The organism is Acinetobacter sp. ABJ_C4_1 (assembly GCF_044538495.1).
Classification (GTDB): Bacteria; Pseudomonadota; Gammaproteobacteria; order Pseudomonadales; family Moraxellaceae; genus Acinetobacter; species Acinetobacter nosocomialis_A.
Window position 1 is genome coordinate 132137 of the sequence record NZ_JBIUCQ010000004.1, and the last position, 25875, is coordinate 158011.

The following is a 25875-nucleotide window of genomic DNA, read 5'->3' on the forward strand; positions in this document are numbered from 1 at the left end:
GGGGCATATCGCCCCTTTAAATATATAAGCTTACAAGCGCATTTCGATGCCTTGATCAGCTAAGTATTGTTTAGCTTCTGGAATCGTATATTGGCCAAAGTGGAAAATACTTGCAGCCAATACCGCATCTGCACCACCTTGTAAAATACCGTCTGCAAGGTGTTGTAAGTTACCTACACCACCAGAAGCAATCGTTGGAATGGTCACGCGGTCATTAATGGCACGCATTAAGGCAATATCGTAACCTGCTTTAGTACCGTCGGCATCCATACTGGTAATGAGTAACTCACCCGCACCGTAGTCAGCCATTTTCACAGCCCATTCAATGGCATCAATACCTGTTGGTTTACGGCCACCGTGAGTAAAGATTTCCCATTTGTTATCGCCAGTTTTTTTGGCATCAATCGCAACCACAATACATTGTGCGCCAAAGTGCTGAGAAGCTTCTTGAACAAATTCCGGATTAAATACGGCAGCCGAGTTAATACTCACTTTGTCTGCACCTGCATTTAATAACGCACGAATATCTTCAACCTTACGGACACCACCACCAACAGTTAATGGCACAAATACAGTCTCGGCCATACGTTCAACAGTACGGTAAGTGGTATCGCGGCCATGATGTGTAGCGGTAATGTCTAAGAAAGTAATTTCGTCTGCACCTTGTTCGTTATAGCGACGTGCCACTTCAACAGGGTCGCCCGCATCACGAATATCGAGGAATTGAACGCCTTTAACTACGCGTCCGTTATCAACGTCTAGGCAAGGAATAATACGTTTAGCAAGCATAGCTTTTTCCAAAAATAATCGCCGTTGGTGAAAGTTCCTACACAGGCGCTACACCTTCATGGAGGGAAGAGGTATTCTATCAAACTTCACAGATGTTTTTTGCAGGTTTTCCATGTCGGTTTATACCCCTTTGAGTTTAGATGAAGTTCGCACCTTTGCTGCACCTTATGGATTAGAGGTGTTGGAGCTGAACCCAATTCAGGGAGGTATTCAAAACACCAATTATTTTTTGGTAGATGTAAACCGTAAACAATATGTACTCACCGTGTTTGAAGAGTTAGATGCACAAGGTGCAGGCGAACTTATTCCTGTACTTGAACAATTGGGCACTCATGATGTACCTGTTGCTGTGCCGTTAAAACACAGTGGACAAGCGGTTCACGTGATTGCAGACAAGCCTGCACAGATTGCACCACGTCTCATGGGTGATCATCCCATGCAAACCACAGTAGCTCAAGTTGCCGCAATTGCAGATGCACAGGCGAAACTGCATGTGGCTTTACAAGACTTTCCGCTTGAACGTGAATATCGACGCGATCATCAATACTGGACAGGTGTTGCAGAACAGCTTAAGCCAAATATGTCTAAAGATGATCAAGCTTTACTTGAGCAGGTCTATCAAGCTTTTAATGCTAAAACAGCGCAGTACTCAAATCGACCAACAGGTTTTATTCACTCTGATTTGTTCCGTGACAATACGCTGTTTGAAGGTGAGCAATTACAAGGTATTTTAGATTTTTACGAGTTAAATCAAGATGAATTGCTGTTTGATATTGCGATTACCATCAATGATTTTTGTACCGAATATCCAGAAGCACATTTAAACTTAGACAAAGTAGCGGCTTACTTAGCGGCATACCAAAAAGTTCGTGTGCTTACTTCAGATGAACTTGAGTGTTTAGATGTATTCTTAGCAATGGCAGCATGCCGTTTTTGGTCAATGCGCTTGCAAGTTGCTCAAAAAAATAAAGAAGAAGGACGTACAGGCGACGACATTTTGCAAAAAGACCCGCAAGAAATGCGAGCAATGATGCAAGACCGTTTAAGTCATGTAAAAGCATAAAAGGAATAAAGATGCGAGATCAGGGGCGTTTAGTCGAATGGTTCGACGAAAAAGGTTATGGTTTTATTCAGCCGGACGATGCTGAAAAAGAGCGAGTCTTTTTGCATATCAAAGATTTTGCACGCCCCGGACCTCGGCCAATTATTGGCTGTGCACTAGAGTATTTGGTCATTTTAGATGAGCGAGGTCGCTTCCGTGCCCAGCAAGTCACCTATTTAAAAGCATCACAAACGCGTAAAGCTGCAAAGTCAGCAAAACCAGAATCTTCATTTCAAGCAAAACCATGGTCTGCCATGCAAATGGGGATCGTATTTTATTTTGTTTTAATGGGCATTATGAGTTTCATTCATACTTTACCAGCCTATACTTTGTTGTTTGTTTTAATGATGAATGCCTTAAGTTATTGGCTATATTCACAAGATAAAGAGGCTGCACAACTAGGCAATCGCCGTGTGCCTGAACAAACTTTACACATTGTAAGTTTTTTAGGAGGCTGGCCTGCTGCATGGTGGGCACAACAAAAACTGAGACATAAAACACAAAAACAACCATTCCGTAAGATTTATTTTTGTACCATATTCTTTCATTTACTTTTGATTTTGTGGTTAATTTCTCCCTTAAATGTTCTGCGGGGCTTATAAAAGTAAATTGTTTTATTAAACTTGAGAGGTATAAAAATGAATAGTTCTATCGACCAAGATCCAAATCGTACTTTAACACTTATTTTATATGTACTTTATATTGTTGCCATTTTTACAGGCGGCTTACTTGCGATTATTGCTTTAATTATTAACTACGTAAAACGTTCTGATGTACAAGGTTCAATTTTTGCGAGCCACTTTACATGGCAAATCAGAACATTCTGGTGGTATCTCGCTTGGAATATTATTGCCTTTTTACCGTTTATTTTCTTGTTCTTTACAGGTGAAAATACCGATTTATTTGCAGGCGTTGCGATCTCTTCGACCGTATTCTGTGTAGGCGTGATTACAGCGGCATGGATCTGGATTGTATATCGTGCCATTCGCGGCTTGATTGCATTAAATGATAACCGCCCGATGTATCAGCCTTAATCAATAAAAAAGAGAGCGTTAAGCTCTCTTTTTTATTCTCGAATTCTTTTAGTTTTTTTAATGGGTAACTTAAGTTTTAACTCACTGACTAATACACCTAAGACCACTAAAGCTCCTCCGAAAAGAGCAATAATTGGTAATCGCTCACCTGCGATTCGGCCAATAACTCCTGCCCAAACAGGCTCTCCTGCATAAATAATCGCAGCACGTGAAGGATCAACCATACGCTGAGCCCAGTTCATCACAAATTGAATCAGCGCACTTGCTAAACCTAATGTAACAGCAAGGAGTACAAGCGGCCATGAAAATGCTGGAATCGTATGCTCACCCACCACAGGCATAACGGCAAACGAAAGTAGAGACGCGACAGCAAGTTGAATAATGGTCACACGGCGCAAATTTACCTTTCCAGCAAAGTAACTAATAAAAATAATTTCTAAAGCAATCGCAACTGAGCCAAGTACTGTTAAAAGCTGGCCAAAACTTAATGAAATTTGCTCAAAACCATTACCTGTTAATAAAACAAGACCAGCAAAAGCCAAAACTGCTCCCACCCAAGTCATGACATGTGGAGTTTTTCTAAATATGAGCCACATTAAAATAGGAACAAGTGGAACATAAAGCGCCGTTAAGAAAGCTGACTCACTACTCGGAATGGTTTGCAGGCCAATCGTTTGAGTTCCATAACCGCCTACAATCACTACACCAATTGCAGTACCAGCACCTAAGTCTTTTAACGTAACGCCTTTCATACTCTTGAATGAAATAAGCAATAACGTTAGTGCTGCTACAGCAAAGCGGCAGCCTACAAAAAACATAGGTGATGTAAAATTCAGTGCATATTGCACTGTAAGAAATGTTCCGCCCCAAATCATAGTAATCAAAACGAGTGCTAACTGAGGGGCTTTGCTTGAACTCAAAGAAATTGGTGACATATTCAAATTTAGAAAGAATTGTGCAATATACTGCACATGTTGCGCTATTCTTCCATTTTGTGCAATATATTGCTCAAATTTTCTTTACTAACCTATTCTATGAGCCAGTCGAGTACCGTTTTACAGCACGTAGGCACAAATATCCGTTCCTTAAGAGATGAGCGTGGTTTAAGCCAACAGGACTTGGCAGATCAGGCAGGTGTAAGTAGACGAACGATTGCTGCTTTAGAAACAGGACAAGTCAATATCAGCTTGGCCAAACTCGACGCGATTGCGATAGTGTTGGGGGTAGACTTTAGAACGATTGTGAGCGCACCCGAGCATAAAGAACAAGCCTTGGTTAATGTACTTGCTTGGCAGGGTGAAAAAGAGGAAAGCAAAGCAACATTACTGGCTTCAGTTCCATCCCATAGCCAAGTTGAGCTTTGGACGTGGTCATTGGCAGTAGGGGAGTCTTATATTGCTGAAGCAGACCCAGAAGGGTGGCAAGAACTGATTTATGTATTAGAAGGTGAGCTAACGATACAATTTGCAGATAGCTCAAAAACTATAGCTGCTGGCTCTTCAATTATATATGCCAGTTCAGTAACTTATACGTATGTGAATAGCGGTAATCAAATACTTAAATTCATTCGTAATGTGGTGTATTAACTTTAAAATCTTTTTTAAAACTATATGAAGTATTCAGTTTTATATCTTGCATTTATCTTATTTAAAAAGTTGTAAGTTTAGTTTTAAACAAAAAACATGAAGAACAATAAATAAGACAAGTTATGATATTTCTTGTGTAATGAAATTATTTTTAAATCGTTTTAACAGAAAAAAGATAGAGAAATGAAGTTTTTATTAAGTTCGCAAGATATTCAGAACTATAAATTTATCTGGAATATTTCTAAAGAAAATTATAAGAAACAAAGAAGTAGTATGTTTCTTATGTTTTTATTAGTGGTATTTGCAGCATTTTTTACGACTTTATTACCATACTTGCTAAAAATTATTATCGATTATTCTGCACACGAATATAACTTTTTACTCAATATTCAACTCCCATTTAATTTTTTATATCTACTTGTAGTTGCCTATGCGACCGCATGGTTAGTCAATGAGTTATGCCATTGGACGCAAAATATTTTTGGGGCTTATTTGATGGTCGATTTCAAAGGATCATTAATTTCTGCAGGCTTAAAAAATTATTTAAATCTAAAAAAAGATGCACAAGATCAAATCGAGGCTGGAACAGTAATCAGTGATCTCGCAAGAGGAAGTTCTGCTTTTGGTGAAATTAATTTAACGTTACTTCTTCATTTGGGGCCAATTATTTTTCAATTGGCGATGATTTTTGCGGTTTTGTTTACGACCATTAGTTTACTTTTCAGTATTAGCTTTTTATTGGTCGCTATTATTATTTTTATCGTTTCCTTTTATATAAATAAAAGAAGTAGTTCACTATTCGATGCTATGTATGAAAAAGACAATTTAGTGAATAGTCATTTAATACATCAAATATCTAACTCCTATGAAATTAAAGTAAAAAATGCAGTGCCGTTTCAGTTATCGAAATTTAATGACACTCTAAATTTATATATCACAACTGCAAAAGATAGGAATAAGAAAATAGGATTATTGATGATTTCTCAGTTGTTTATGATCTTTCTATTCTTACTTATTTTTATGTTATTTACCGTATTTCTTTCAACTGATAAGCAATTGACAGCTGGGGCTTTCGTATTGATAAGTACTTATATTATTCAACTCACCAATCCATTTTTGGCTGTTTCGCAAAGTTTGATGCGGTTAAATGGTAACTTTGTGGCCTTAGCAAAATACCGACAGTATTTTAATCTCAAGAAAGAGCAATATACGTCGTCTACCATTAAACATTCCGAAGTCATATTTCAATTTATAAATGCCAAATTTTCGTTAGGAAAAAGAGCAGTAGACCATTTTAATTTAACAATTTTGGCTAATAAAACGTATGTCGTGATTGGTCAAACAGGGCTAGGTAAAACTTCTCTGATGAATTATTTAATGGGGATATATCAGATTCAGTCAGGGCAGCTTTTTTATAAAAATGTCGATATCAGTCATAACTTTTCTAAGCATATTTTTGATGAAGTGGTCTATGTTGCTCAGCAACCTGTTATTTTCCCTTATTCTTTAAGAGAAAATCTGGTTTATAACTCTCAGTATATATATGAAGATTCTTACTTAATTCAGATGCTTGAGCAGTTTAAACTATCGCATATTTTGAAAAAGCATCATTTAACGCTCGATGATGATCTAACTGAAATTTATAAGAATTTTTCAGGGGGAGAAAAGCAAAGAATTTGTATCCTTCGAGGTCTTTTAGCACGCCCACAACTCATCATATTAGATGAACCGACCGCAGCTTTAGATGTAGATACTGCAAAAGATATACTTGCATATATTCAGCAAGTTGTTCCGTCCGTGATTATGATTACGCATTCACCTTATGCAATGGAGATTGCAGATGAGGTGATTGATTTAGAAAAGTTATTAAATTAAAGATTATTAAGTAATAAAAAAGAGCCTAAACAGGCTCTTTTTTTACATCTTAAAAATTAAAGACGGTTTTCATCTAACAGAAGCTGAGCTTCACGAAGGTTTAAAGTACCTTCATAAATTGCACGGCCTGTGATTGCACCTAAAATGCCCGGTTTGCCTTTTAAGTTACGAACGTCATCAAGGTTAGTTACGCCACCTGAAGCAATCACTGGTAAGCCTGAGTATTGAGCCAAGTTTACAGTCTGCTCAACGTTTACCCCTTGCATCATGCCGTCACGCGCAATGTCTGTATAAACAATGCTAGACACGCCTGCATCTGCAAAACGTTTTGCTAAATCAGTTGCTTTAACATCAGTAACGTTTGCCCAGCCGTCAGTTGCAACCATACCATTCATGGCATCAATACCAACAATGATGTGGCCAGCAAAGCGCTTACAAGCTTCTTCTACAAATTCAGGCTCTTGAACTGCTTTAGTACCAATAATGACAAAAGTCACACCAGCTTCTAAATAGTGTTCAATCGTTTCTAATGAGCGAATACCACCACCAATTTGAATTGGTAATTCTGGCTGAGCTTTAGCAATTGCTTCAACAACAGGCTTATGAATTGGAGTACCTGCGAAAGCACCATTCAAATCAACCAAATGCAAACGACGTGCGCCTTCATTTACCCAATGCTGGGCAGTTGCAACTGGATCGTCAGAGAAAACGGTATCGTCTTCCATACGCCCTTGTTTTAAACGCACACATTTACCATCTTTCAGGTCAATTGCTGGAATGATTAGCATGCTTTCGCTCCTTGCTTCATCATGTTTATGAAATTGTGCACATCTTAGCAAAGTATTGATCAATCGCTAAGCCTTAGAAAAGACTTTTATAACTTTACGCGTGAAGTGCGGTTTGAATCGTTTGTGAAATGTGAGCCGGTAATAGATTTTGTTTACGAAGCTCTAAAAATACCAGTAGAGCTGTATAAGCATCAGCGGCCGCATAACTGATTTGCTGTGGTGTAAGTGGTTTTTGTGCCCAATTTGATGTTCCGATTTTCTTTGACTTTGCAAGATACTGTCCAAACAACAGTGCTACGGCTTTTTGTACACCCATTTGCTGGGTAAAACCAAAGTGACTAAAACCTTTAGCAAGGTCAACGCAGCTTTCAAGCTCTATGCCTTTTTTGTGAAAAATATGCTTATCATTTTTAAGGCCAAAACCGACTTTAAGTTGTTTTGGATTGGACAAAATAGGCTGCAAAAATTTTAAAGTCGATGAGTTTACATGAAATAAATAGGCTTTATGTTCTGTGGCAAGCTGAATCAGATGTGGACCCGTCGAGACCTCACCTACTCGAAATGTCGGTTTAGATTCCGAATCAAATCCTAAAAAGATCGCTGCTTTTAATTCTTCTTCAATAGTTTTGCATTGCTCAATATTTTCAATCACCACAATATTTTGGTAGTTAAGATTTTTAAAAGGAGGGAGCTGCTGAATAGAGGCTTTGTCGAGGATGGAAGGGGTTTCGGACATATTTAACAGCATACAAATAAATTGAGCTATTCCCTTTATATATGAATAAAGCCTAGAGAACTAGGCTTTACGAAACTTTAAAATTATTGAGACTGAGATGGCGACCCAATGATAACGCTTTCGCTTTTTTCAATATAACCTTCATAGGTAGGAGCCATCATTGTGGCAATAATAGCAAAAATGACTGCAAGTGGAATAAGTGCAATATAAATCCAGCCTAAAACACGTTCCCAGCTTGGCGTTGGACGCTTCGGTCCATAATCATTAGGACCTTCTGTTCCTTTTGCACAAAATAAATAAACTGCAAGGCCAATATTCACGACCGGTACTAGCATCAGTAAAGATAGCCACCCTGTATTATTGCGATCATGCAAACGGCGGATGGTAAATACGAAGCTAATATAAATACCGACGATATAGAGAATGGCAATGGAGACTAAGCCCGGCGCAGTAAAGCCTGGAGCGCCCTCATTTTGTGTAAGTCCGAAAGTAAAAATAATAAGTAGAACAACAGCAGCGAGGGTTAGGGTAAATAGGAAGGTCCAAGCAGCGTAAGAGAGTCGTCCAAAACGCCCATTTGCCTTAAAGGGCGAATCCTGCTGAAGTGGCTGATTTTCAAAAGGTGAATTCATTGTGTTTATCCTGATCATTTGGTTTTATTTAAAAGTATGAATATTCAATATTTTGTTGAATAAAATATCATTCTATAAATGATTAGTAGTTATTATAAATAAAAAAAAAGATCAGGCCATCTAGACCTGATCTGTTCAAAGCTTTCGTGAAATTAAATATTCCATTCCACAAAGTTTTTAAGTAGCTGTAAACCAGCAGTATGGCTTTTCTCTGGGTGGAATTGAGTCGCAAATAAATTATCTTTGTGAATTGCCGTACAGAAGTTCACGCCATATTCGCATGTTGCAGCCACAAGCTTTTCATCTTTAGGTTCAACATAGTAGCTGTGTACAAAGTAGAAGCGAGCATCTTGTTCAATGTTGTTCCACATTGGATGGCTTGGGTCCATTTGGTGAACTTGGTTCCAGCCCATGTGTGGGACTTTCAAACCGTCCATTTGAGGGAAGTGTTTGACGACACCTTCAAAAATACCCAGTGCGTCTACACCGCCATTTTCTTCAGAACTTTGCAGTAATGCTTGCATGCCTACGCAAATTGCAAGCACAGGTTTATTAAAAGCAGCTTTGCGTACGACTTCATCAATCCCTGCTTCACGCATACCTTGCATACAGTCACGCATTGCCCCAACACCCGGGAAAACAATTTTATCGGCTTGTGCAATTAATTTTGGGTCGTTAGTTACATCGACTGTAGCGCCTACATGCTCAAGTGCTTTAGCAGCTGAGTGTAGATTGCCCATGCCATAATCAAGTAACGCGATACGTGTCATTAGAGGCTACCTTTTGTCGATGCAATCGTGTTTTCAGCACGTGGATCAATTTCACATGCCATACGCAAAGCACGCGCTAGTGCTTTAAATACACTCTCGATTTGATGGTGGCTATTTTTACCTTTCAAGTTATCAATATGTAAGGTCATAAGCGCGTGGTTTACGAAACCTTGGAAAAACTCGGAAAATAAATCCACATCAAATGTGCCGATACGTGCGCGAGTAAATGGAATATCCATAAATAAACCCGGACGACCAGACAAATCTACCACTACGCGAGATAAAGCTTCGTCTAATGGTGCATAAAAATGACCATAACGACGTAAACCTTTTTTATCACCTAAAGCTTGTGCAAAAGCCTGTCCAAGCGTGATACCGCAGTCTTCTACGGTATGGTGATCGTCAATCTCGAGGTCTCCATCACAATGAATATCGATATCAAATAAGCCATGTCGCTTGATTTGATCAATCATATGGTCTAAAAATGGAACTCCGGTGTTTAGTGTGCCTTGACCAGTACCATCGAGATTTAAACGAACTCGAATTTTGGTTTCATTGGTATTTCTAACCACTTCACTGATACGTTGCGTCATGGACACGTTCCTCAAAAAAACGTCAAAAATGATTGGATGTTAACGACAATTTCGCTGTGACGAATTCGTGACAGCATCATAGTTTGCTCAGGAGGGTTAATCAATGCCTATTACCGTACATGCTTATAGTTCTCTAGATAATTCAGAGATCCGCGATCAGCTTGAGCGACTGTATGATACAAGTCCGGAGTTTGGTGACGGGCACGATGCGATTGAACAACTTGAACAAGATTTACAGCAGTATACCACGCTATACACTGCCGAATTTAACACCAAAATTATAGGTGCAATCTGGTGTTCAGGACAAGGTGAAAGCAAGGTACTTGAATATATTGTAGTGCACCCTGCTAACCGTGGTCGTGGGGTCGCTGAGCGCTTGGTAGAAGAAGCTTGTCGTATAGAAGAATCAAAAGGCGTTAAAATTTTTGAGCCAGGCTGTGGTGCCATTCATCGCTGCTTAGCGCATATTGGTAAATTACATAGCTAAAATCCTATTTTTACTGTACTTGTGATTTAAAATTAAACACTTGTTACAAAAAATACGGAAGTTGCTTGACGTCTTCTTATAAACATTGTTTAATACGCCCACTTCGGCGTGATAGCTCAGTAGGTAGAGCAACGGATTGAAAATCCGTGTGTCCCCAGTTCGATCCTGGGTCTCGCCACCATTATTTGTGTTTTCAATCCCTGATCCCATCAGGGATTTTTTTTAAGTATAAAAAATACCCATTTAAATCAGAAACTCAGGATAATTGTTGACTATTGTTCTGAGATGCGGCTTAATACAGGCCATCGGCGTGATAGCTCAGTAGGTAGAGCAACGGATTGAAAATCCGTGTGTCCCCAGTTCGATCCTGGGTCTCGCCACCATATTCGAAAAAGCCCCATACTTTAAAGTATGGGGTTTTTTTCATGCCTATTTATTTAATAAAAATATTAAGACTTCACTTGTGTATAAATCTCATTTTATCCACAAGCAGACAGGGTTATCCCCAATATTACTTTCACTTTCTAAAAGTGGCTCAACTGAAAACTTGTCTCTACTCGTGAGGACTATCATTAATGAGCCGTTTGCCTAAGCACACGGCTTCTACTTCGTCGTAACCGAGCTGTTCGTAAAAGTTTAATACATTCAAATTATCTTTACGCACCAATAATTGAAGTTTTGGGCAACCACGAGCGATAAGCCGCTTCTCAAGTTGCTGTACAAGCGCTGTAGCGATTCCTAAGCGTTGTTGGTGGGGATGAACAGCCAAATAGTTAATCCAGCCTCTATGACCGTCGTAACCGCCCATGAGCGTGCCAATCAGTTGCTCATCCTTAATAGCAACTAAAAATAAATCATCTTGTTGTGAAACTTTTCTAAAAATATCCGTTTCAGGGTTATTCCAAGGGCGGGTTAGGTCGCAGCTTTCCCATAAATTGACCACATCATCCAGATCTGCATTTGTAAATTGGCGAATAATGAACATATGGATTTCTACTTTTTGTTTTGATGTATTGAAAAGATAAAATAAAAATTCGAACTTGAGCAGTAGTTTGTGAATAATTTACACAAATAAAAAAGCACCCCCGAAGGAGTGCTTAAATTAAAAGTATGACTTAAGCTGATTTTGCAACCGGTGTTGGTTGAAGCATTTGGCCTGTTTCTTCGAAGTTTGCATGCCAAGACAATGCTTCACGAAGTAAGTGAGGTGTATGTCCGCCTTTAGCACATGCACGATCAAAGTAGTCATTTAATGCATCACGGTAAAGCGGGTGTACGCAGTTGTCGATAATAGCGCGAGCACGTTCACGAGGTGCTAAACCACGTAAGTCTGCTAAACCTTGCTCTGTCACTAAAATATCAACGTCGTGTTCACTATGATCAACGTGACTCACCATTGGCACGATAGAAGAAATATCGCCGCCTTTAGCAATAGATTTGGTTACAAAGATTGCCAAGTGCGCATTACGAGCGAAGTCACCTGAACCACCAATACCGTTCATCATTTTAGTACCACACACGTGAGTTGAGTTCACGTTACCGTAAATATCAAACTCAAGCGCAGTATTAATACCGATAATACCTAAACGACGTACAAGCTCAGGGTGATTAGAAATTTCTTGTGGACGAAGCACTAATTTGTCTTTGTAAGCTTCGATATTACCAAAAACTTTTTCACCACATTTTGCTGAAAGCGTAATTGAACTACCAGAAGCAAATTTCATTTTGCCTGCATCAATTAGTTCAAAAGTACAGTCTTGTAGTACTTCTGAGTACATGATGAGGTCTTCAAAATTAGAATCTTTTAAACCTGTTAGTACAGCGTTTGCAATTGAACCGATTCCTGCTTGGAGTGGACCAAGGTTCTTCGGTAAACGGCCTTCAGCCACTTCTTTTTCAAAGAATGCGATAAGGTGATTGGCAATGCCTTGAGTCTCATCATCCGGTGGAGTTACTGTCGATGGAGAGTCATGTGTATCGTTAAAGACAATACCAACAATTTTCGAAGGATCGATTTGGATAGCTGTTGTACCAATACGTTCATCCACTTTTGTTAATGGAATTGGCGTACGTGTTGGACGGTAAGTTGGAATATAGATATCGTGCAAACCTTCAAAGCTTTCGCTTAAAGAAGTGTTGATTTCAACAATTACTTTTTCGGCAAAAATCGCAAAACTTGCAGAGTTACCGACAGAAGTTGTTGGAATAATGCCACCATCTTCAGTAATCGCAATTGCTTCAATGACCGCAACATCTGGACGTTTAAGTTGCTGGTTACGCATTTGCTCAACAGTTTCTGACAAGTGTTGGTCAATAAACATGACTTCGCCGTTGTTAATTGCGCGGCGCAAAGTGTTATCCACTTGGAATGGCATGCGACGAGATAAAACACCTGCTTCCGTGAGTTGTTTGTCTAAGTCATTACCTAAGCTAGCACCCGTAATTAACGTGATTTTTAACGGATTCTTTTTTGCAAGCTCTACAAGTGCTTGTGGAACAGCTTTAGCTTCACCGGCACGAGTAAAACCACTCATACCAACGGTCATTCCATTTTCGATGAATTGCGCAGCTTGTTCAGCACTGATGACCTTGTCATGAAGAGAAGCTAGGCGAATACGACTTAAAGACATTGGACATCCTCAATATTGTCAAAACATACCGGATTTTAGCTATGAAAAAATGAAAAGTGCATAGGTGTTAGGCTAAGGTCTAATTTTTTAAATAAATGCGGGTATAACTTATTTTTATGATTTTTAATATATTGATTATTATTGGCTTTTTTGAGGTTTAAAATAGCGCTTTAAATGTTCAATTGCTCAAATTAAAAGCGCTCACTTAAAGTTTGTTTGATTTTTTCTAAAGGATTGTGCGTTGTATTTTCTTCAGGGGCGGGTTTTGGAATTGGTAAAGAAATAATAACCTCTAAACCGCCTTGTTCACGATTGTGAATCTGTATTTCACCTTGGTGAATATCGACAATACGTTTAACAATGGCAAGACCCAAACCGCTTCCCTGAATCGTTCTAGCCGAGTTGCCTCTTACAAAAGGTTGCATTAATTCTTCAATTTGATCTTCTGGAATGCCTTCACCATGGTCAGCAACCGTAATTAAAATATGTTCATTTTCAACCTTTGCACTGAGTTCGATCGGTTCAGCACCATAACGCTTTGCGTTATTAATGAGGTTGGCAATAAGTCGTTTTAAAGAGAGACTGCGTGCAGGAATGATAGGAACATCCTGCATGTTAAAGCGAATATCAAGGGGTTTAAACTGAACCACCAATTCTTGTAAAAGAATATTGATATTAGTGTCTTTTAATTCCTCATCTGAACCATCGCGCATATATGAGATGAACTGATTTAGAATCGCATCCATATCATCTACGTCATAAACCAGACCTTCACGTAGAAACTCATCAGGTAGCATCTCTGCAGTTAAACGAATACGTGTGAGAGGAGTCCTTAAATCATGTGAAATTCCCGCTAGCATGATTCGTCTTTCACGCTCCGTTTGTTCAAGCGTATATACCATACGGTTAAACGCTTGGTTTACTTGGCGAATTTCTAAAGGGCCATGGTTAGTATCTAAATAAGGTGCAGTTCCAGACTTACTGTATTCGTTGGCAGCATTTTGCAAACGACGTAATGGTCGGTTCATTTGTCGAACCAAAATTAAAATAATGATGGCCGAAACTAATGGGACACCCACAACCCAGCCTACCAGTAGCTCGGGGCTATAGTTGGCATAGGTTTTTAAAGGTTCACGAACCCAGTTACCATGCATTTCTGGTGTTTGAATCCAGATACGTGGGCTAGGTTTAAATTGGAAATAGACAGTAACGTCTTTTGCGCCAATTTCATTTGCCAGTTTTTGCTCAACTTGGTTGGTAAAAAACTCGGCAATAATTTTATCGCGGACACTTGGATATTCTTTGGGGTTCGTGACATATTCAATGCCAACCCGATTGCGTAACCATGTGTCGACGTCAACTTCGCTATCGCGATGAAAAATACGAATATTAGGGTTATTTACCAGTTCTAGTTCAACTGCTAGATAGCGTGCATGTTGCTGAATTTCAGGTAAATAGAGGGTTCGCCAAAAAAACCACAATGACATAAATAAGCTAAAGAGTACCACGAGCAGTACCAAAATTGTGGTACGCATGGCCGCAGAACGTGGCTTAATCTTATCGAGAAAACGTTCCCATCGGGTCCGTTTACGCTCTGAGTACGCAACGTAGTCGGTAAAGGTTTGCGGTGGTATTGGCTCTAAACTCACTCTATTTTATCTCAAGCTTATTCAGCACCATCCGGAACAAACACATAGCCTACGCCCCATACAGTTTGAATGTAACGTGCGCGTGCCGGGTTATCTTCAATTAAGCGGCGTAGACGAGACACTTGAACATCAATAGAACGTTCCATTGCACCCCATTCACGGCCACGAGCCAAGTTCATGAGCTTGTCGCGTGTTAAAGGTTCACGTGGATGCTGTACCAAAGCTTTTAATACGGCAAATTCACCTGTAGTCAATGTAACGATTTGACCCTCACGAGTCAGTGTACGTGTAGATAAATCTAGAGACCATGGACCGAAGCTAACCACTTCAACTTGTTGGCTTGGCGCACCCGGAACTTCACGTACCTGACGACGCAATACTGCGCGAATACGTGCTAAAAGTTCATTTGGGTTAAATGGTTTTGGTAAATAGTCATCTGCGCCGGCTTCAAGACCAGCAATACGGTCAGAGTCACTACCACGTGCAGTTAACATGATAATTGGAGTATCAATATTTGACTGACGTAAACGACGACAAATACTTAAACCATCTTCAACGGGCAACATAAAGTCGAGCACGATAAGTGAAAATAACTCACGTTGTAATAAACGATCCATTTGTGAGGCATCATGGGCAGTTTTTACAACAAAGCCTTTATCTTCCAAAAAACGTTGCAAGAGGGTACGTAAACGCACATCGTCATCGACCACTAAAATGCGCTCGACACGATCCGTTTCGTTATGTACGGTTTCAGGATGTTCAGCAGGTACAACTAAACTCATGATGTACTCCCTTTTAAAGTCATAATTTATATATTATTGGATCGGTTAGGCTTATTGCCAACAAGCCCTCAGTATAATGCCGATGTTCTTGTTAAGACTATGTATCAATTTGCTCAAAATTACAATTTTCGTAGGGGCTTGAAACCAAAAAACAACATCTTATGCCCATAATTTAGCAAAGCCTTAAAGAAAAACTCAAATATTTGGCTATTTACCTCTTTCTCATCAATTAAATTCTAATAAATATTTGTTTCAAATAAATTATTTTAAAAATGAGTTTCGGTTTTTAAGTTCTAATTTTTAATTTATTCATTTGTGGTTTAAGTATGAGAACTTAATAATTTATTTAGAAAGATAAGAAAAACTATATTTTGATCGTTCTGGCAATGTATCAATATGTTCTTTTTCTCATAATTTATATTAAAAATTTTCTTTAATTAAAGAAGAATCTATAAATTTCATATTTTTTAAAAGGTAAAAGGCTAGCTTAAAGGCCCAAATGAGTCACAGAAAAAACTTTTTTACAGCCATAAGAATGTGAAAAATTCATAGTCAATACAAAAAAACGTTTTGAATACGCAAACAAGTGTGGATTTTATGGTCTTGGTCTTTATAATCAGTGCTTTTAAACTTTATCCTTGTGGGATCAAACACGATGACTGACTTAGTTCAGCAGTTGGCAAGTGAGCTTGCCGTACGTCCAAACCAAGTAGAAGCTGCCATCCGCTTAATTGATGAAGGTGCCAGTGTTCCATTCATTGCCCGTTACCGTAAAGAAGTAACACAAGGTTTAGATGATACGCAGTTACGCCAATTAGATACTCGTTTAGCGTATTTACGTGATTTATATGAGCGCCGTGAAAAGGTCATTCAGTCATTGCAAGAACAGAATAAATTGAATGATGACTTGTTGGCGCGGGTGAATGCAGCCGAAACAAAAAATGCTTTAGAAGAAATTTATGCGCCGTACCGTCCTAAACGTACGAGCAAATCTTTCAAGGCGAAAGAAGCGGGCCTTGGACCAATTGCCGAAAAAATTATTTCAGAACAAATTGATCCGACAGAAGCATTGGCTGGTTTTAGTCATGAAGACTATCCGGACGTTGAAAGTCAGTTAGACGCAATCCAGCATATTCTGATTGATGACTGGGCACAAAACATTCCTCTTACTACAGAATTAAAAGCGACTTTCGCAAAAACAGCAGTGTTAAAAAGTACTGTTGCATCTGAAGAGAAGAAAGAAGTGGGCAAAAAGTTCCGCGATTACTTTGAATTCTCTGAAGGCCTAAACAAATTACCATCACATCGTTTATTGGCGATGTTACGTGGCCGCCAAGAAAACGTACTTGGTTTAAAAGTTGATGGCGAAGATGATGCACCATTGGCTCGTATTGAAACTGAATACAACCTTGATCAGGTTCAGCCACAAACACGTCAAGATTTCTTAAAACAAACTGCAAAATTATTCTGGTTAGGTAAAGTTCGTCCTCAAATCGAGCATTCATTACTTACAGAAAAACGTCTTGCAGCTGAAGCAGAAGCAATGCAGGTGTTTGCTGAAAATCTTCGTCACTTATTGTTATCAGCGCCAGCTGGTAGCCGTACGACTTTGGGTGTTGACCCTGGTATTCGTACTGGTGTGAAACTAGCCGTAGTAAGCGAAGCTGGTGATGTACTTGCACATAGCACGATTTATCCATTTGCGCCTAAAGAAGATAAAGAAGGTTCAATTGCTGAGCTTGCACGTCTATGTCGTGAATACAATGTCGAGCTTATTGCTATTGGCAATGGTACTGCGAGCCGTGAAACAGAAGCTGTAGTAGCTGAAATGATGGCTGCAAATACAGATCTTAAATTAACTCGCGTAACCGTAAGCGAAGCAGGTGCCTCTGTTTACTCTGCAAGTGAACTTGCAGCGGCGGAACTTCCAGAGCTTGATGTTTCAATCCGTGGGGCAGTTTCTATTGCGCGCCGTTTACAAGACCCGCTTGCTGAGCTTGTTAAAATTGATCCGAAGTCGATTGGCGTAGGTCAATATCAACATGATGTGAACCAAACTGGTTTAGCAAAAACACTTGATGCAGTTGTAGAAGACTGTGTGAACGCTGTTGGGGTAGATGTAAATACTGCTTCACCAGCAATCTTGGCTTATATTGCAGGTTTAAATAAAGCAATTGCACAGCAAATTGTTGAATACCGTAAAGAGCATGGCCGTTTTGACACACGTCAGGCACTTAAAAATGTACCGCGTCTTGGCGAACGTACTTTTGAACAGGCAGCTGGTTTCTTACGTATCCAAAATGGTTCAGAGCCATTAGATGCATCTGCTGTTCACCCTGAAAGTTATGGTCTTGTTGAGAAAATTGTTGCAGCAAAAGCGACAACGGTAAAAGACATTATTGGTAATACCGAAATTATTCGTCAGGTTAAAGCAGAAGAGTTTGTTGATGACAAATTCGGTTTGCCAACCATTCAAGACGTTTTAGCAGAACTTGAAAAACCGGGCCGTGACCCTCGTCCAGAATTCCGCACAGCTAAATTCCGTGAAGATATTACTGAAGTTGCTCAGTTGACTGAAGGTATGCAGCTTGAAGGTGTGGTGACGAATGTGACGAATTTTGGTGCCTTTGTTGATATTGGTGTGCATCAAGATGGTTTGGTTCATATCTCTGAATTAGCCAATGAGTTCGTTTCTGACCCGCATAAAGTGGTAAAACCTGGTCAAATCGTACAAGTGCGTGTTATGCAGGTTGATGTTGAACGTAACCGTGTGAACTTGAGTATGCGTGCAGAAGGTGCGGCACCTGTGAAAGCACAGCGTCCACCGCGTCGTGAGCAAAATAACGAACAGCGGTCTGAGCGTAAACCACAAGGTAAACGTCCACAACCGCGTAAAGATCAAGTTGAACGTCCGCAGCGTAGTAAGCAAGAAAAACCACAAGAGCAAAAAATTGGTGGTTTTGGTGCATTATTATTGCAAGCAGGAATTAAGGGTTCTAAATAAGAGCCTTTAGAGAACCTAAAAAAGCCTCCTAAACGGGAGGCTTTTTTATTGTTTCTAAATCGTCTTCTAAATGGCTAGTGCCATGTTTTATTAAAACATCACGCTCATAAAGATGAGGTGAATCTTAAGATCAACAAAAACGTCGTGAAATCTACAATCAACTATACAACGTTATAGCATAACTCAACTTTAACCCGATTCAGTTGTCAGACAATATCGATAAAGCCTTGAAGTAAGTTCCTCACTTTCAGGCAGTTACATTAAAAATTGATTGTTTTTTTATATTATAAATGGTTGTTTTTATGCCGGCTTTAGAACTGAAAAATAGATTTCACGTAAACGACCTCCTTTCGGGAGTGGTCGTATTTCTCGTGGCCTTACCCTTATGTTTGGGTATTGCCTTAGCCTCAGGTGCTCCAATTATTTCTGGCATTATTGCTGGAATAGTGGGTGGAATTATTGTTGGCCTGCTGAGTGGCTCTCACATCAGCGTTTCTGGCCCAGCAGCAGGGTTGACTGCGGTCATCCTTGTACAACTCGATCAATTAGGCGGCAATTATGCCGCCTTTTTATTGTGTATTGTATTTGCAGGAATTTTACAAATTCTGTTTGGTGTATTTAAGTTGGGTTTCTTTGCCAACTTTATTCCAAACAATGTCATTTTAGGATTGTTGGCAGCCATTGGTGCCATTCTGATTGTGACACAGTTACCTTATTTATTTGGGTTGACTGATTTTTCATGGAAAGAAGTTTGGACTGCTACACCGGATACGTTTATCCAAAAATTTGATGCTGGAGCAGCATTGATTGGACTATTGAGCTTATTTTTAATTTTAGCTTGGGACAGTAGCCCACTTAAAAAGTTAGCGTTGCCTTCTGCCTTAATTGCCGTGGTACTCGCAGCAGTTTTTAACTTTGTTTTAATAAGTATCGGTTCTTCATGGGCTGTGCAAAGTAATAATTTGATTCAACTACCAAATATATTACAAGCACCAGAAGAGGTATTGGTTTTTCCTGACTTTAGCTATTTAGCTGAACCATTAATTTATACCGGAGCCATTACACTTGCGATCGTGGCATCTTTAGAAACATTACTAAATTTAGAAGCAGCCGATAAGCTTGATCCCCAAAAGCGTTCATCTCCACCTAATCGTGAGTTATGGGCGCAAGGAGCAGGTAATATTGTGTCGGGTTTGATTGGCGGAATGCCAGTGACCTCAGTGATTGTCCGTAGTTCTGTAAATGCCAATACAGGTGCACGTAGTAAATGCTCAACCATTATTCACGGTGTGTTGTTACTGCTTGCAATTCTATTTTTTGTCCCACTCATGAACATGATTCCTTTGTCTGCACTTGCAGCAATTTTGATCGTGACTGGTTTTAAACTGACTCATCCAAAGTTATTCAAACAGCTTTACCAAAAAGGTTGGAGACAGTTTTTACCTTTCATTATTACCCTTGTTGCAATCTTACTGACAGACTTGTTAACCGGAATTTTGGTGGGTTTATTTACCAGTAGTGCGTTTATTTTATATGGCAACTTCAATAAAGGTGTTCGCGTATATAAAGAAAAGCATTTACATGGAATTGTGACTCGTATTGAGCTTCCATCACAAGTGACTTTTCTTAATCGTTCAGCGCTCATTTCTGCATTGGAACATGTTCATAAAGATCAGCAGTTGATTATTGATGCGACTCAATGCGACTCGATTGATCCCGATATTTATCAGGTCATTCAAGATTATCAGAATGAGACTGCAGTTAAGCGTCAGGTCGATCTCAAACTCATTGGGTTTAAGCAGCACTATGAAGAAGTAGATGATGCAGTTCTTGATATCTACATTAGTACCAGAGATTTACAGCGTAAGTTAAGTCCGCAGCAGGTGGTTACCCTACTTAAGGAAGGTAATGAACGTTTTGTAAAAAATGAACGTTTACAACGCGATATTTACCGTCAAATTCGTGTCACGGCAGATGAAGGCCAACATCCGATTGCGGCTGTTTTAGGATGTATGGACTCTCGTGCACCCACTGAAATGATTTTTGATGTAGGGATTGGTGATCTATTTAGTTTAAGAATTGCAGGTAATATTGCAGGTCAAAAAGTACTAGGTTCGCTTGAGTTTGCCTGTCAGGCCAAAGGTTCTAAAGTCATTTTAGTTTTAGGTCATACCGACTGTGGTGCAGTGACCAGTGCATGTCAGCTACGACTACAGCAAAAACAAGTTTCTGATGTCAAAGAAATGCCGCATATTCAATATGTGCTTGGGCCACTCATGCGTTCGGTAGAAAGCGTATATGACATTATGCAACCGCGTGAGTTAAACAAAGCTTTTATTAATCAGGTGACAGCAATGAATGTTCACTACAACATCCAATATATTATTAATAACAGTACAGTACTTAAAGACCTGCTAGACCGTGGTGAGATTGCAATTATTGGTGCGATTTACGATGTTAAAACAGGGCATGTTGAATTTTTAGATACTTAAATAGCATGAAATAAAAAAGCGCTTCGTCAGAAGCGCTTTTTTCTTGTTAACTCAACTTAATATGTCAAATTACCAGTGTTCACCTGGGAAAATGCGTGCATAAGCTTTTTGTGCCCAGTTCAATTTCTCAGCTTTTTGGCCTTTTGCTGCATCAGAACTTGGGAACAGGCGGAAACCAATCGACATGAACATGTTGTTGATGCCTGGCGCGACTGAATACGTCATAGACGCCAAACGGCCTAAGTTAGTTGCAATACGTTTCGGACGCTTCACAATTGCATAAGCAATTAAATCTGCTGCTTGCTCTGGTGAAAGAGTCGGTACGTATTTATAAATTTTGGTTGGCGCGATCATTGGGGTACGCACTAAAGGCATATAAATTGATGTAATCGCAATTTTATGTGCATGAACTTCGGCAGAAAGACAGCGGCTAAATGCATCAAGCGCAGCTTTAGAGGCAACATAAGCCGAGAAGCGTGTTGCATTTGCTAATACACCAATCGAGCTAATATTAATAATTTGCCCATCTTTACGCTGAATCATATGTGGCAAAATATTAAGAACCAAACGTACAGCGCCAAAGTAGTTTAATTGCATGGTGCGTTCAAAGTCATGGAAACGATCATAAGACTCATGAACAGCACGACGAATAGAGCGACCAGCGTTATTAATTAAAATATCAATATGATCAACAGAAGCTAAAATCTCTTTAGAAACCTGATCAATCATTTCCATGTCGTTAAGATCACATGGAAAAATTGATGCCTGACCGCCACGGCTTTCAATATCTGCTTTAACTTCTTCTAATGTTTCTTGAGTACGGGCAACCAGTAAAACATGCGCACCGGCGTCAGCAAGTTTGTTTGAAATCGTTAAACCGATTCCACTTGAGGCGCCTGTCACTAAAATGACTTTACCTTGTACCTTTTCCTGGAACAGAGCTTCTAATTTTTTATTCACAGCATTTTACCTAAGTAGGGGCAGGGGCTATTTATTCCGGTATGTAATTTTTATTTTTACAACCGTTGGTTCATCCTGATGAACTCCTAAATATTGCCCTATCTTAATAGATGTTTAAAAATTGTCTAGTGTGTAAATATATGAAATTTAACAATTTATTTAGAGTAAAAACTCTAAATTATTACCCTAATCCATTAATTATTATCAAGGGTTAAATCACTTGAAAATAAAAAAGCCTCTATATTCCAGAGGCTTGTTGTGTCAGTTTAAAATTTATACAGATGAAAGTGCTTGTTCTAAATCGGTAATTAGGTCATCAACATGCTCAATACCAATAGAAAGACGAACCATATCTTCACTTACGCCAGCAGCTTTAAGTTCTTGTTCATTGAGTTGGCGGTGAGTTGTGGTTGCAGGGTGGCAAGCCAAACTTTTCGCATCACCGATGTTCACAAGTCGGGTAAATAACTGTAGGGCATCAATGAAGCGGGTACCGCCTTCACGACCATCTTGAACACCAAAAGATAAAATTGCAGAAGGTTTACCTTTTACATATTTTTGCGCAAGTTGATGCTGTGGGTGATCTTTTAAGCCTGCGTAATTGACCCATTTTACTTTCGGATGATTTTGCAAATATTCCGCAACTTTCTGAGCATTTTCAGTATGACGTTCGATACGTAAATTAAGCGTTTCTAGACCCTGTAAAATTAAGAAAACACTGAGCGGGCTAATAGCTGCGCCTGTATTACGTAATGGCACCACGCGTGCACGTGCTATATAAGCTGCCTCGCCTAATGCTTCGACATAGTTCACGCCATGATAGCTTGGGTCTGGTGTATTCAAAACTTTAAAACGTTCTGGATATTTACCCCAAGGAAATTTACCGCTATCGACAATCGCACCACCAATACTATTACCATGACCACCAATATATTTAGTAAGCGAATGGATAACGATATCAGCCCCATATTGAAATGGTTTTAATAAAGCAGGGGTAGCGACTGTATTATCAACAACGACAGGCACGCCATATTCATGAGCGATTTTTGAAATTTCTTCTAAATCGATGATATTGCCGAGCGGGTTACCAATTGACTCAACAAAAACAAGTTTAGTTTTATCATCAATTAAATTACGCAAGCTTTCAGGCTTCTGATAATCAAAAAAGCGAACTTCAATCCCTTGCTTTGGCAACGTATGGGCAAATAAGTTATATGTACCACCATATAAAGTTGAGACAGAAGCAATATTGTCTCCAGCTTCGGTAATGGTCTGAATGGCATAGGTAATGGCTGCCATTCCCGATGCTAAAGCTAATGCACCAATCCCACCTTCAAGTGCAGCAAGGCGCTGCTCAAGCACAGCAGTGGTCGGGTTCATAATACGGGTATAAATATTGCCCTGAACTTTTAAATCGAAAAGGTCGGCACCGTGTTGTGTATTATCAAATGCATACGAAGTTGTTTGATAAATAGGAACAGCTACTGCTTTTGTTGTTGCTTCAGGACTATAGCCTGCGTGAATGGCTAGGGTTTCATCTTTATAAGTCATGATTACTTCATCTTCGTGAGTTAAATATTGAGCGAGTCTAGCCTAAAATTTATATAGAAAATTGCAGAAATTCTGGTTTGTTTTCCAATTTTAGGAATAAAGATAGAAAAATATACGCTGAAACGTTGTATAAATCTTATACATAAACATTTTGCAACTTATTGAAAAAGAAAATTGTTTGATAAATCCGTACGATGGAAATCATAACTTCAAGTCGTTAGTGTTTTCATCGTATAATACGCGCGATTATTTTATCGCTTCTTGCGATGTATTGGTTTTTCAATTGAGGAGTCCTGCGTGGCCCAATATATTTATACGATGAACCGAGTGTCTAAAATGGTTCCGCCAAAGCGCGAAATCTTAAAAGACATCTCTTTATCATTTTTCCCGGGTGCCAAAATTGGTGTTCTCGGTTTGAACGGTGCGGGTAAATCTACCTTGCTTCGTATTATGGCTGGCGTAGATAAAGATTTCTCTGGTGAAGCTCGTGCACAACCTGGAATTAAAATCGGCTATTTAGAGCAAGAGCCGCCACTTGATCCAACGAAAGACGTTCGTGGTAACGTTGAAGATGGCGTACGTGAAGCTTTAGATGCTTTAGAACGTCTTGATCAGGTATTTGCAGAATATGCAGACCCAGATGCAGATTTTGATGCGCTTGCGAAAGAGCAGGAAAAATTAGAATCAATTATCCATGCTTGGGATGCGCACAACCTAAACAACCAGCTTGAAATCGCGGCAGATGCCTTGAACCTTCCAGCTTGGGATGCAGACGTAACTAAGCTTTCAGGTGGTGAACGCCGCCGTGTAGCACTTTGCCGTTTATTGCTTTCTAAACCGGACATGTTGCTTCTTGACGAACCGACGAACCATTTGGATGCAGAGTCTGTATCTTGGTTAGAGCGCTTCTTGAAAGATTTCCCTGGCACAATCGTTGCGATTACGCATGACCGTTATTTCTTAGACAACGTTGCCGAGTGGATTTTGGAGCTTGACCGTGGGCATGGTATTCCTTACCAAGGTAACTATTCTTCTTGGTTAGAGCAAAAAAATGCTCGTTTAGAACAAGAGCAGAAACAAGAAGAATCTTTTGCTAAAGCATTGAAAAAAGAACTTGAATGGGTTCGTTCAAATGCGAAAGGTCAGCAAAAGAAAAACAAAGCGCGTATGGAACGTTTTGAAGAGCTTAACTCTAAAGAATTCCAACAACGTAATGAAACGTCTGAAATCTACATTCCACCTGGCCCACGTTTGGGTAATAAAGTTGTGGAAGTGGAAGGTATCAGCAAATCATTCGACGGTCGCTTGTTGTACGAAAACTTAACGTTTACTGTACCACCAACAGCTATTGTGGGTATCGTTGGTCCAAACGGTGCGGGTAAAACCACATTATTCCGTATGATGACTGGCGAACAGCAACCTGATACAGGTACTGTGACTTTAGGTGAGTCAGTTAAAGTCGCTTATGTAGGTCAGATCCGTGACACTCTAGACAATAACAAAACTGTTTGGGAAGAAGTTTCTGGCGGTTTAGATATTTTGAAAGTGGGCGATTATGAAATTGCTTCACGTGCTTATATCGGTCGCTTTAACTTCAAAGGCCAAGATCAGCAAAAACGCGTAGGCGAATTGTCTGGTGGTGAACGTAACCGTTTACAACTTGCGAAAATTTTACAGCAAGGTGCAAACGTTATCTTACTGGATGAGCCATCAAACGATTTGGATATTGAAACTTTACGTGCGCTTGAGGATGCAATTCTTGTATTCCCAGGTACGGTAATGGTGGTATCGCATGACCGTTGGTTCCTTGACCGTATCGCGACACACATCTTGTCATTTGAAAATGAACAGCCAGAATTCTACACGGGTAACTATGCAGAATACGAAGCGTATCGTCAGTCACGTTTAGGTGAAGACGCTGTTCAAAAGCGTACTAAATACAAAAAAATTAGCGGTTAATTACTGCTATATTGAAAAACCAGCCTAAGGGCTGGTTTTTTTTATTAGAAGGCAAGTTTACTAAAAGCTTCTTGTAAGCAGTGTTCAGCATAGGGATGACCTTGGCTTGCTGCTTTGTTTAACCACTTTTCAGCTTCTGTATAGTTTTTATCTAAACCAAATTGACCATTTAAATAGCCAATGCCAAGTTTAAAGGAAGCGTCTGCGTTACCTCTTAAAGCTGCTCGGAGGTAGCACCACATTGCATTGCGGTCGTTTGGGGTAATATCTAGCCAATTTTGCATACGTTCATGATCTTGTACGGCTAACTCTTCAAAGCGTAAGCCTTGTTCAATTTCATCCTCAGCTTGTGAATGCATATCGGCTGGCAAGTTTTCAAAGGCAAACAAGTGATTAAGCCCATGCTTGATTGTTTTCATATCCATGATAGTCTCCCCTTGTTCCTCAATTTGATTG

24 protein-coding genes and 2 tRNA genes are annotated in these 25875 nt (G+C 39.6%); 11 read left to right on the forward strand and 15 right to left on the reverse strand.

Annotation, left to right across the window (positions count from 1 at the left end; genetic code table 11):
• Positions 1-30: 30 nt before the first annotated feature.
• Complete coding sequence (hisF, locus tag ACIF8R_RS07530; RefSeq protein ID WP_017386435.1) at positions 31-789, reverse strand: imidazole glycerol phosphate synthase subunit HisF; 759 nt, start codon at positions 787-789, stop codon at positions 31-33.
• A 112-nt stretch (positions 790-901) separates the two neighbouring features.
• On the opposite strand from hisF, the gene ACIF8R_RS07535 reads away from it, so the two are divergent.
• Genes ACIF8R_RS07535 through ACIF8R_RS07545 form a run of 3 tightly spaced genes read left to right on the forward strand, consistent with a single transcriptional unit; the run spans position 902 to position 2925 of the window.
• Entirely contained in the window at positions 902-1852 is a 951-nt protein-coding gene (locus ACIF8R_RS07535) for a homoserine kinase (RefSeq protein WP_396480036.1), read from the forward strand.
• An 11-nt stretch (positions 1853-1863) separates the two neighbouring features.
• Positions 1864-2493 carry a DUF1294 domain-containing protein gene (locus tag ACIF8R_RS07540; RefSeq protein ID WP_396480038.1) on the forward strand — a complete coding sequence of 210 codons (630 nt, stop codon included), beginning with the start codon at positions 1864-1866 and terminating at the stop codon, positions 2491-2493.
• A gap of 36 nt (positions 2494-2529) precedes the next feature.
• Positions 2530-2925, forward strand: coding sequence for a hypothetical protein (locus ACIF8R_RS07545; RefSeq protein WP_004705102.1), 396 nt, complete (start codon positions 2530-2532; stop codon positions 2923-2925).
• Positions 2926-2957: 32 nt separating this feature from the next.
• On the opposite strand, the gene ACIF8R_RS07550 is transcribed toward ACIF8R_RS07545, so the two are convergent.
• Positions 2958-3860: a DMT family transporter gene (locus ACIF8R_RS07550; protein ID WP_396480040.1), complete on the reverse strand. Its 903-nt coding sequence runs from the start codon at positions 3858-3860 to the stop codon at positions 2958-2960.
• Between the two features lie 99 nt (positions 3861-3959).
• Between ACIF8R_RS07550 and ACIF8R_RS07555 the strand changes: the two genes are divergently transcribed.
• Together ACIF8R_RS07555 and ACIF8R_RS07560 are read left to right on the forward strand one after the other, a co-directional pair.
• Positions 3960-4511: an XRE family transcriptional regulator gene (locus ACIF8R_RS07555; protein ID WP_311069899.1), complete on the forward strand. Its 552-nt coding sequence runs from the start codon at positions 3960-3962 to the stop codon at positions 4509-4511.
• Between the two features lie 183 nt (positions 4512-4694).
• Positions 4695-6386, forward strand: a complete 1692-nt coding sequence (locus tag ACIF8R_RS07560) for an ATP-binding cassette domain-containing protein (RefSeq protein ID WP_396480043.1) — start codon at positions 4695-4697, stop codon at positions 6384-6386.
• Between the two features lie 56 nt (positions 6387-6442).
• Here the strand turns inward: ACIF8R_RS07560 and hisA are convergent, their stop codons facing one another.
• From hisA to hisB, 5 genes are all read right to left on the reverse strand, one after another.
• Positions 6443-7174 carry a 1-(5-phosphoribosyl)-5-[(5-phosphoribosylamino)methylideneamino]imidazole-4-carboxamide isomerase gene (gene hisA, locus ACIF8R_RS07565; RefSeq protein WP_002052186.1) on the reverse strand — a complete coding sequence of 244 codons (732 nt, stop codon included), beginning with the start codon at positions 7172-7174 and terminating at the stop codon, positions 6443-6445.
• Between the two features lie 94 nt (positions 7175-7268).
• Positions 7269-7910 carry a 3'-5' exonuclease gene (locus tag ACIF8R_RS07570; protein WP_396480045.1) on the reverse strand — a complete coding sequence of 214 codons (642 nt, stop codon included), beginning with the start codon at positions 7908-7910 and terminating at the stop codon, positions 7269-7271.
• Between the two features lie 83 nt (positions 7911-7993).
• Positions 7994-8542 (reverse strand): DUF805 domain-containing protein, encoded by a 549-nt coding sequence (locus ACIF8R_RS07575; RefSeq protein WP_396480047.1) that lies wholly within the window; start codon positions 8540-8542, stop codon positions 7994-7996.
• A 152-nt stretch (positions 8543-8694) separates the two neighbouring features.
• Positions 8695-9312 (reverse strand): imidazole glycerol phosphate synthase subunit HisH, encoded by a 618-nt coding sequence (gene hisH, locus ACIF8R_RS07580; RefSeq protein ID WP_396480049.1) that lies wholly within the window; start codon positions 9310-9312, stop codon positions 8695-8697.
• Positions 9312-9905 (reverse strand): imidazoleglycerol-phosphate dehydratase HisB, encoded by a 594-nt coding sequence (gene hisB / locus ACIF8R_RS07585; RefSeq protein ID WP_000194096.1) that lies wholly within the window; start codon positions 9903-9905, stop codon positions 9312-9314. The genes hisH and hisB overlap by 1 nt, the downstream gene beginning before the upstream one ends.
• A gap of 103 nt (positions 9906-10008) precedes the next feature.
• Between hisB and ACIF8R_RS07590 the strand changes: the two genes are divergently transcribed.
• The 3 genes from ACIF8R_RS07590 to ACIF8R_RS07600 all read left to right on the forward strand — a co-directional run bounded on the left by ACIF8R_RS07590 (position 10009) and on the right by ACIF8R_RS07600 (position 10775).
• A complete protein-coding gene (locus ACIF8R_RS07590; RefSeq protein WP_002052206.1) occupies positions 10009-10392 on the forward strand; it encodes a GNAT family N-acetyltransferase in 384 nt (127 codons plus the stop codon).
• A gap of 105 nt (positions 10393-10497) precedes the next feature.
• A tRNA-Phe gene (locus tag ACIF8R_RS07595) sits at positions 10498-10573 on the forward strand.
• A gap of 126 nt (positions 10574-10699) precedes the next feature.
• Positions 10700-10775, forward strand: a tRNA-Phe gene (locus ACIF8R_RS07600).
• A gap of 170 nt (positions 10776-10945) precedes the next feature.
• On the opposite strand, the gene ACIF8R_RS07605 is transcribed toward ACIF8R_RS07600, so the two are convergent.
• The 5 genes from ACIF8R_RS07605 to ompR all read right to left on the reverse strand — a co-directional run bounded on the left by ACIF8R_RS07605 (position 10946) and on the right by ompR (position 15453).
• Complete coding sequence (locus ACIF8R_RS07605) at positions 10946-11377, reverse strand: GNAT family acetyltransferase (protein WP_108679750.1); 432 nt, start codon at positions 11375-11377, stop codon at positions 10946-10948.
• 130 nt (positions 11378-11507) lie between these two features.
• A complete protein-coding gene (locus ACIF8R_RS07610; protein WP_000059344.1) occupies positions 11508-13022 on the reverse strand; it encodes an acetyl-CoA hydrolase/transferase family protein in 1515 nt (504 codons plus the stop codon).
• Between the two features lie 35 nt (positions 13023-13057).
• Positions 13058-13186 carry a hypothetical protein gene (locus ACIF8R_RS07615; protein WP_085940424.1) on the reverse strand — a complete coding sequence of 43 codons (129 nt, stop codon included), beginning with the start codon at positions 13184-13186 and terminating at the stop codon, positions 13058-13060.
• A gap of 27 nt (positions 13187-13213) precedes the next feature.
• Positions 13214-14671, reverse strand: a complete 1458-nt coding sequence (locus ACIF8R_RS07620) for an ATP-binding protein (protein WP_000051217.1) — start codon at positions 14669-14671, stop codon at positions 13214-13216.
• A 17-nt stretch (positions 14672-14688) separates the two neighbouring features.
• Entirely contained in the window at positions 14689-15453 is a 765-nt protein-coding gene (gene ompR, locus ACIF8R_RS07625; RefSeq protein WP_000060753.1) for a two-component system response regulator OmpR, read from the reverse strand.
• A gap of 655 nt (positions 15454-16108) precedes the next feature.
• Between ompR and ACIF8R_RS07630 the strand changes: the two genes are divergently transcribed.
• Together ACIF8R_RS07630 and ACIF8R_RS07635 are read left to right on the forward strand one after the other, a co-directional pair.
• Entirely contained in the window at positions 16109-18457 is a 2349-nt protein-coding gene (locus ACIF8R_RS07630; protein WP_000131196.1) for a Tex family protein, read from the forward strand.
• A gap of 302 nt (positions 18458-18759) precedes the next feature.
• Positions 18760-20949, forward strand: coding sequence for a bifunctional SulP family inorganic anion transporter/carbonic anhydrase (locus tag ACIF8R_RS07635; RefSeq protein WP_396480051.1), 2190 nt, complete (start codon positions 18760-18762; stop codon positions 20947-20949).
• 69 nt (positions 20950-21018) lie between these two features.
• Here ACIF8R_RS07635 and ACIF8R_RS07640 read toward each other — a convergent pair whose 3' ends face one another.
• A complete protein-coding gene (locus ACIF8R_RS07640) occupies positions 21019-21909 on the reverse strand; it encodes an SDR family NAD(P)-dependent oxidoreductase (protein ID WP_262094070.1) in 891 nt (296 codons plus the stop codon).
• 273 nt (positions 21910-22182) lie between these two features.
• Positions 22183-23460, reverse strand: a complete 1278-nt coding sequence (locus ACIF8R_RS07645) for an O-acetylhomoserine aminocarboxypropyltransferase/cysteine synthase family protein (protein WP_396480053.1) — start codon at positions 23458-23460, stop codon at positions 22183-22185.
• A 297-nt stretch (positions 23461-23757) separates the two neighbouring features.
• Here ACIF8R_RS07645 and ettA point away from each other — a divergent pair, with 297 nt between their 5' ends.
• Entirely contained in the window at positions 23758-25419 is a 1662-nt protein-coding gene (gene ettA, locus ACIF8R_RS07650; RefSeq protein WP_086264776.1) for an energy-dependent translational throttle protein EttA, read from the forward strand.
• 44 nt (positions 25420-25463) lie between these two features.
• Here the strand turns inward: ettA and ACIF8R_RS07655 are convergent, their stop codons facing one another.
• Positions 25464-25844 carry a tetratricopeptide repeat protein gene (locus ACIF8R_RS07655; RefSeq protein WP_263614751.1) on the reverse strand — a complete coding sequence of 127 codons (381 nt, stop codon included), beginning with the start codon at positions 25842-25844 and terminating at the stop codon, positions 25464-25466.
• Positions 25845-25875: the final 31 nt, after the last annotated feature.

Bases quoted from the DNA above. Each gene is read 5' to 3' on its own strand.
- hisF (WP_017386435.1), bottom strand. From the start codon at position 789: ATGCTTGCTAAACGTATTATTCCTTGCCTAGACGTTGATAACGGACGC.
- ACIF8R_RS07535 (WP_396480036.1), top strand. From the start codon at position 902: ATGTCGGTTTATACCCCTTTGAGTTTAGATGAAGTTCGCACCTTTGCT.
- ACIF8R_RS07540 (WP_396480038.1), top strand. From the start codon at position 1,864: ATGCGAGATCAGGGGCGTTTAGTCGAATGGTTCGACGAAAAAGGTTAT.
- ACIF8R_RS07545 (WP_004705102.1), top strand. From the start codon at position 2,530: ATGAATAGTTCTATCGACCAAGATCCAAATCGTACTTTAACACTTATT.
- ACIF8R_RS07550 (WP_396480040.1), bottom strand. From the start codon at position 3,860: ATGTCACCAATTTCTTTGAGTTCAAGCAAAGCCCCTCAGTTAGCACTC.
- ACIF8R_RS07555 (WP_311069899.1), top strand. From the start codon at position 3,960: ATGAGCCAGTCGAGTACCGTTTTACAGCACGTAGGCACAAATATCCGT.
- ACIF8R_RS07560 (WP_396480043.1), top strand. From the start codon at position 4,695: ATGAAGTTTTTATTAAGTTCGCAAGATATTCAGAACTATAAATTTATC.
- hisA (WP_002052186.1), bottom strand. From the start codon at position 7,174: ATGCTAATCATTCCAGCAATTGACCTGAAAGATGGTAAATGTGTGCGT.
- ACIF8R_RS07570 (WP_396480045.1), bottom strand. From the start codon at position 7,910: ATGTCCGAAACCCCTTCCATCCTCGACAAAGCCTCTATTCAGCAGCTC.
- ACIF8R_RS07575 (WP_396480047.1), bottom strand. From the start codon at position 8,542: ATGAATTCACCTTTTGAAAATCAGCCACTTCAGCAGGATTCGCCCTTT.
- hisH (WP_396480049.1), bottom strand. From the start codon at position 9,312: ATGACACGTATCGCGTTACTTGATTATGGCATGGGCAATCTACACTCA.
- hisB (WP_000194096.1), bottom strand. From the start codon at position 9,905: ATGACGCAACGTATCAGTGAAGTGGTTAGAAATACCAATGAAACCAAA.
- ACIF8R_RS07590 (WP_002052206.1), top strand. From the start codon at position 10,009: ATGCCTATTACCGTACATGCTTATAGTTCTCTAGATAATTCAGAGATC.
- ACIF8R_RS07605 (WP_108679750.1), bottom strand. From the start codon at position 11,377: ATGTTCATTATTCGCCAATTTACAAATGCAGATCTGGATGATGTGGTC.
- ACIF8R_RS07610 (WP_000059344.1), bottom strand. From the start codon at position 13,022: ATGTCTTTAAGTCGTATTCGCCTAGCTTCTCTTCATGACAAGGTCATC.
- ompR (WP_000060753.1), bottom strand. From the start codon at position 15,453: ATGAGTTTAGTTGTACCTGCTGAACATCCTGAAACCGTACATAACGAA.
- ACIF8R_RS07630 (WP_000131196.1), top strand. From the start codon at position 16,109: ATGACTGACTTAGTTCAGCAGTTGGCAAGTGAGCTTGCCGTACGTCCA.
- ACIF8R_RS07635 (WP_396480051.1), top strand. From the start codon at position 18,760: ATGCCGGCTTTAGAACTGAAAAATAGATTTCACGTAAACGACCTCCTT.
- ACIF8R_RS07645 (WP_396480053.1), bottom strand. From the start codon at position 23,460: ATGACTTATAAAGATGAAACCCTAGCCATTCACGCAGGCTATAGTCCT.
- ACIF8R_RS07655 (WP_263614751.1), bottom strand. From the start codon at position 25,844: ATGGATATGAAAACAATCAAGCATGGGCTTAATCACTTGTTTGCCTTT.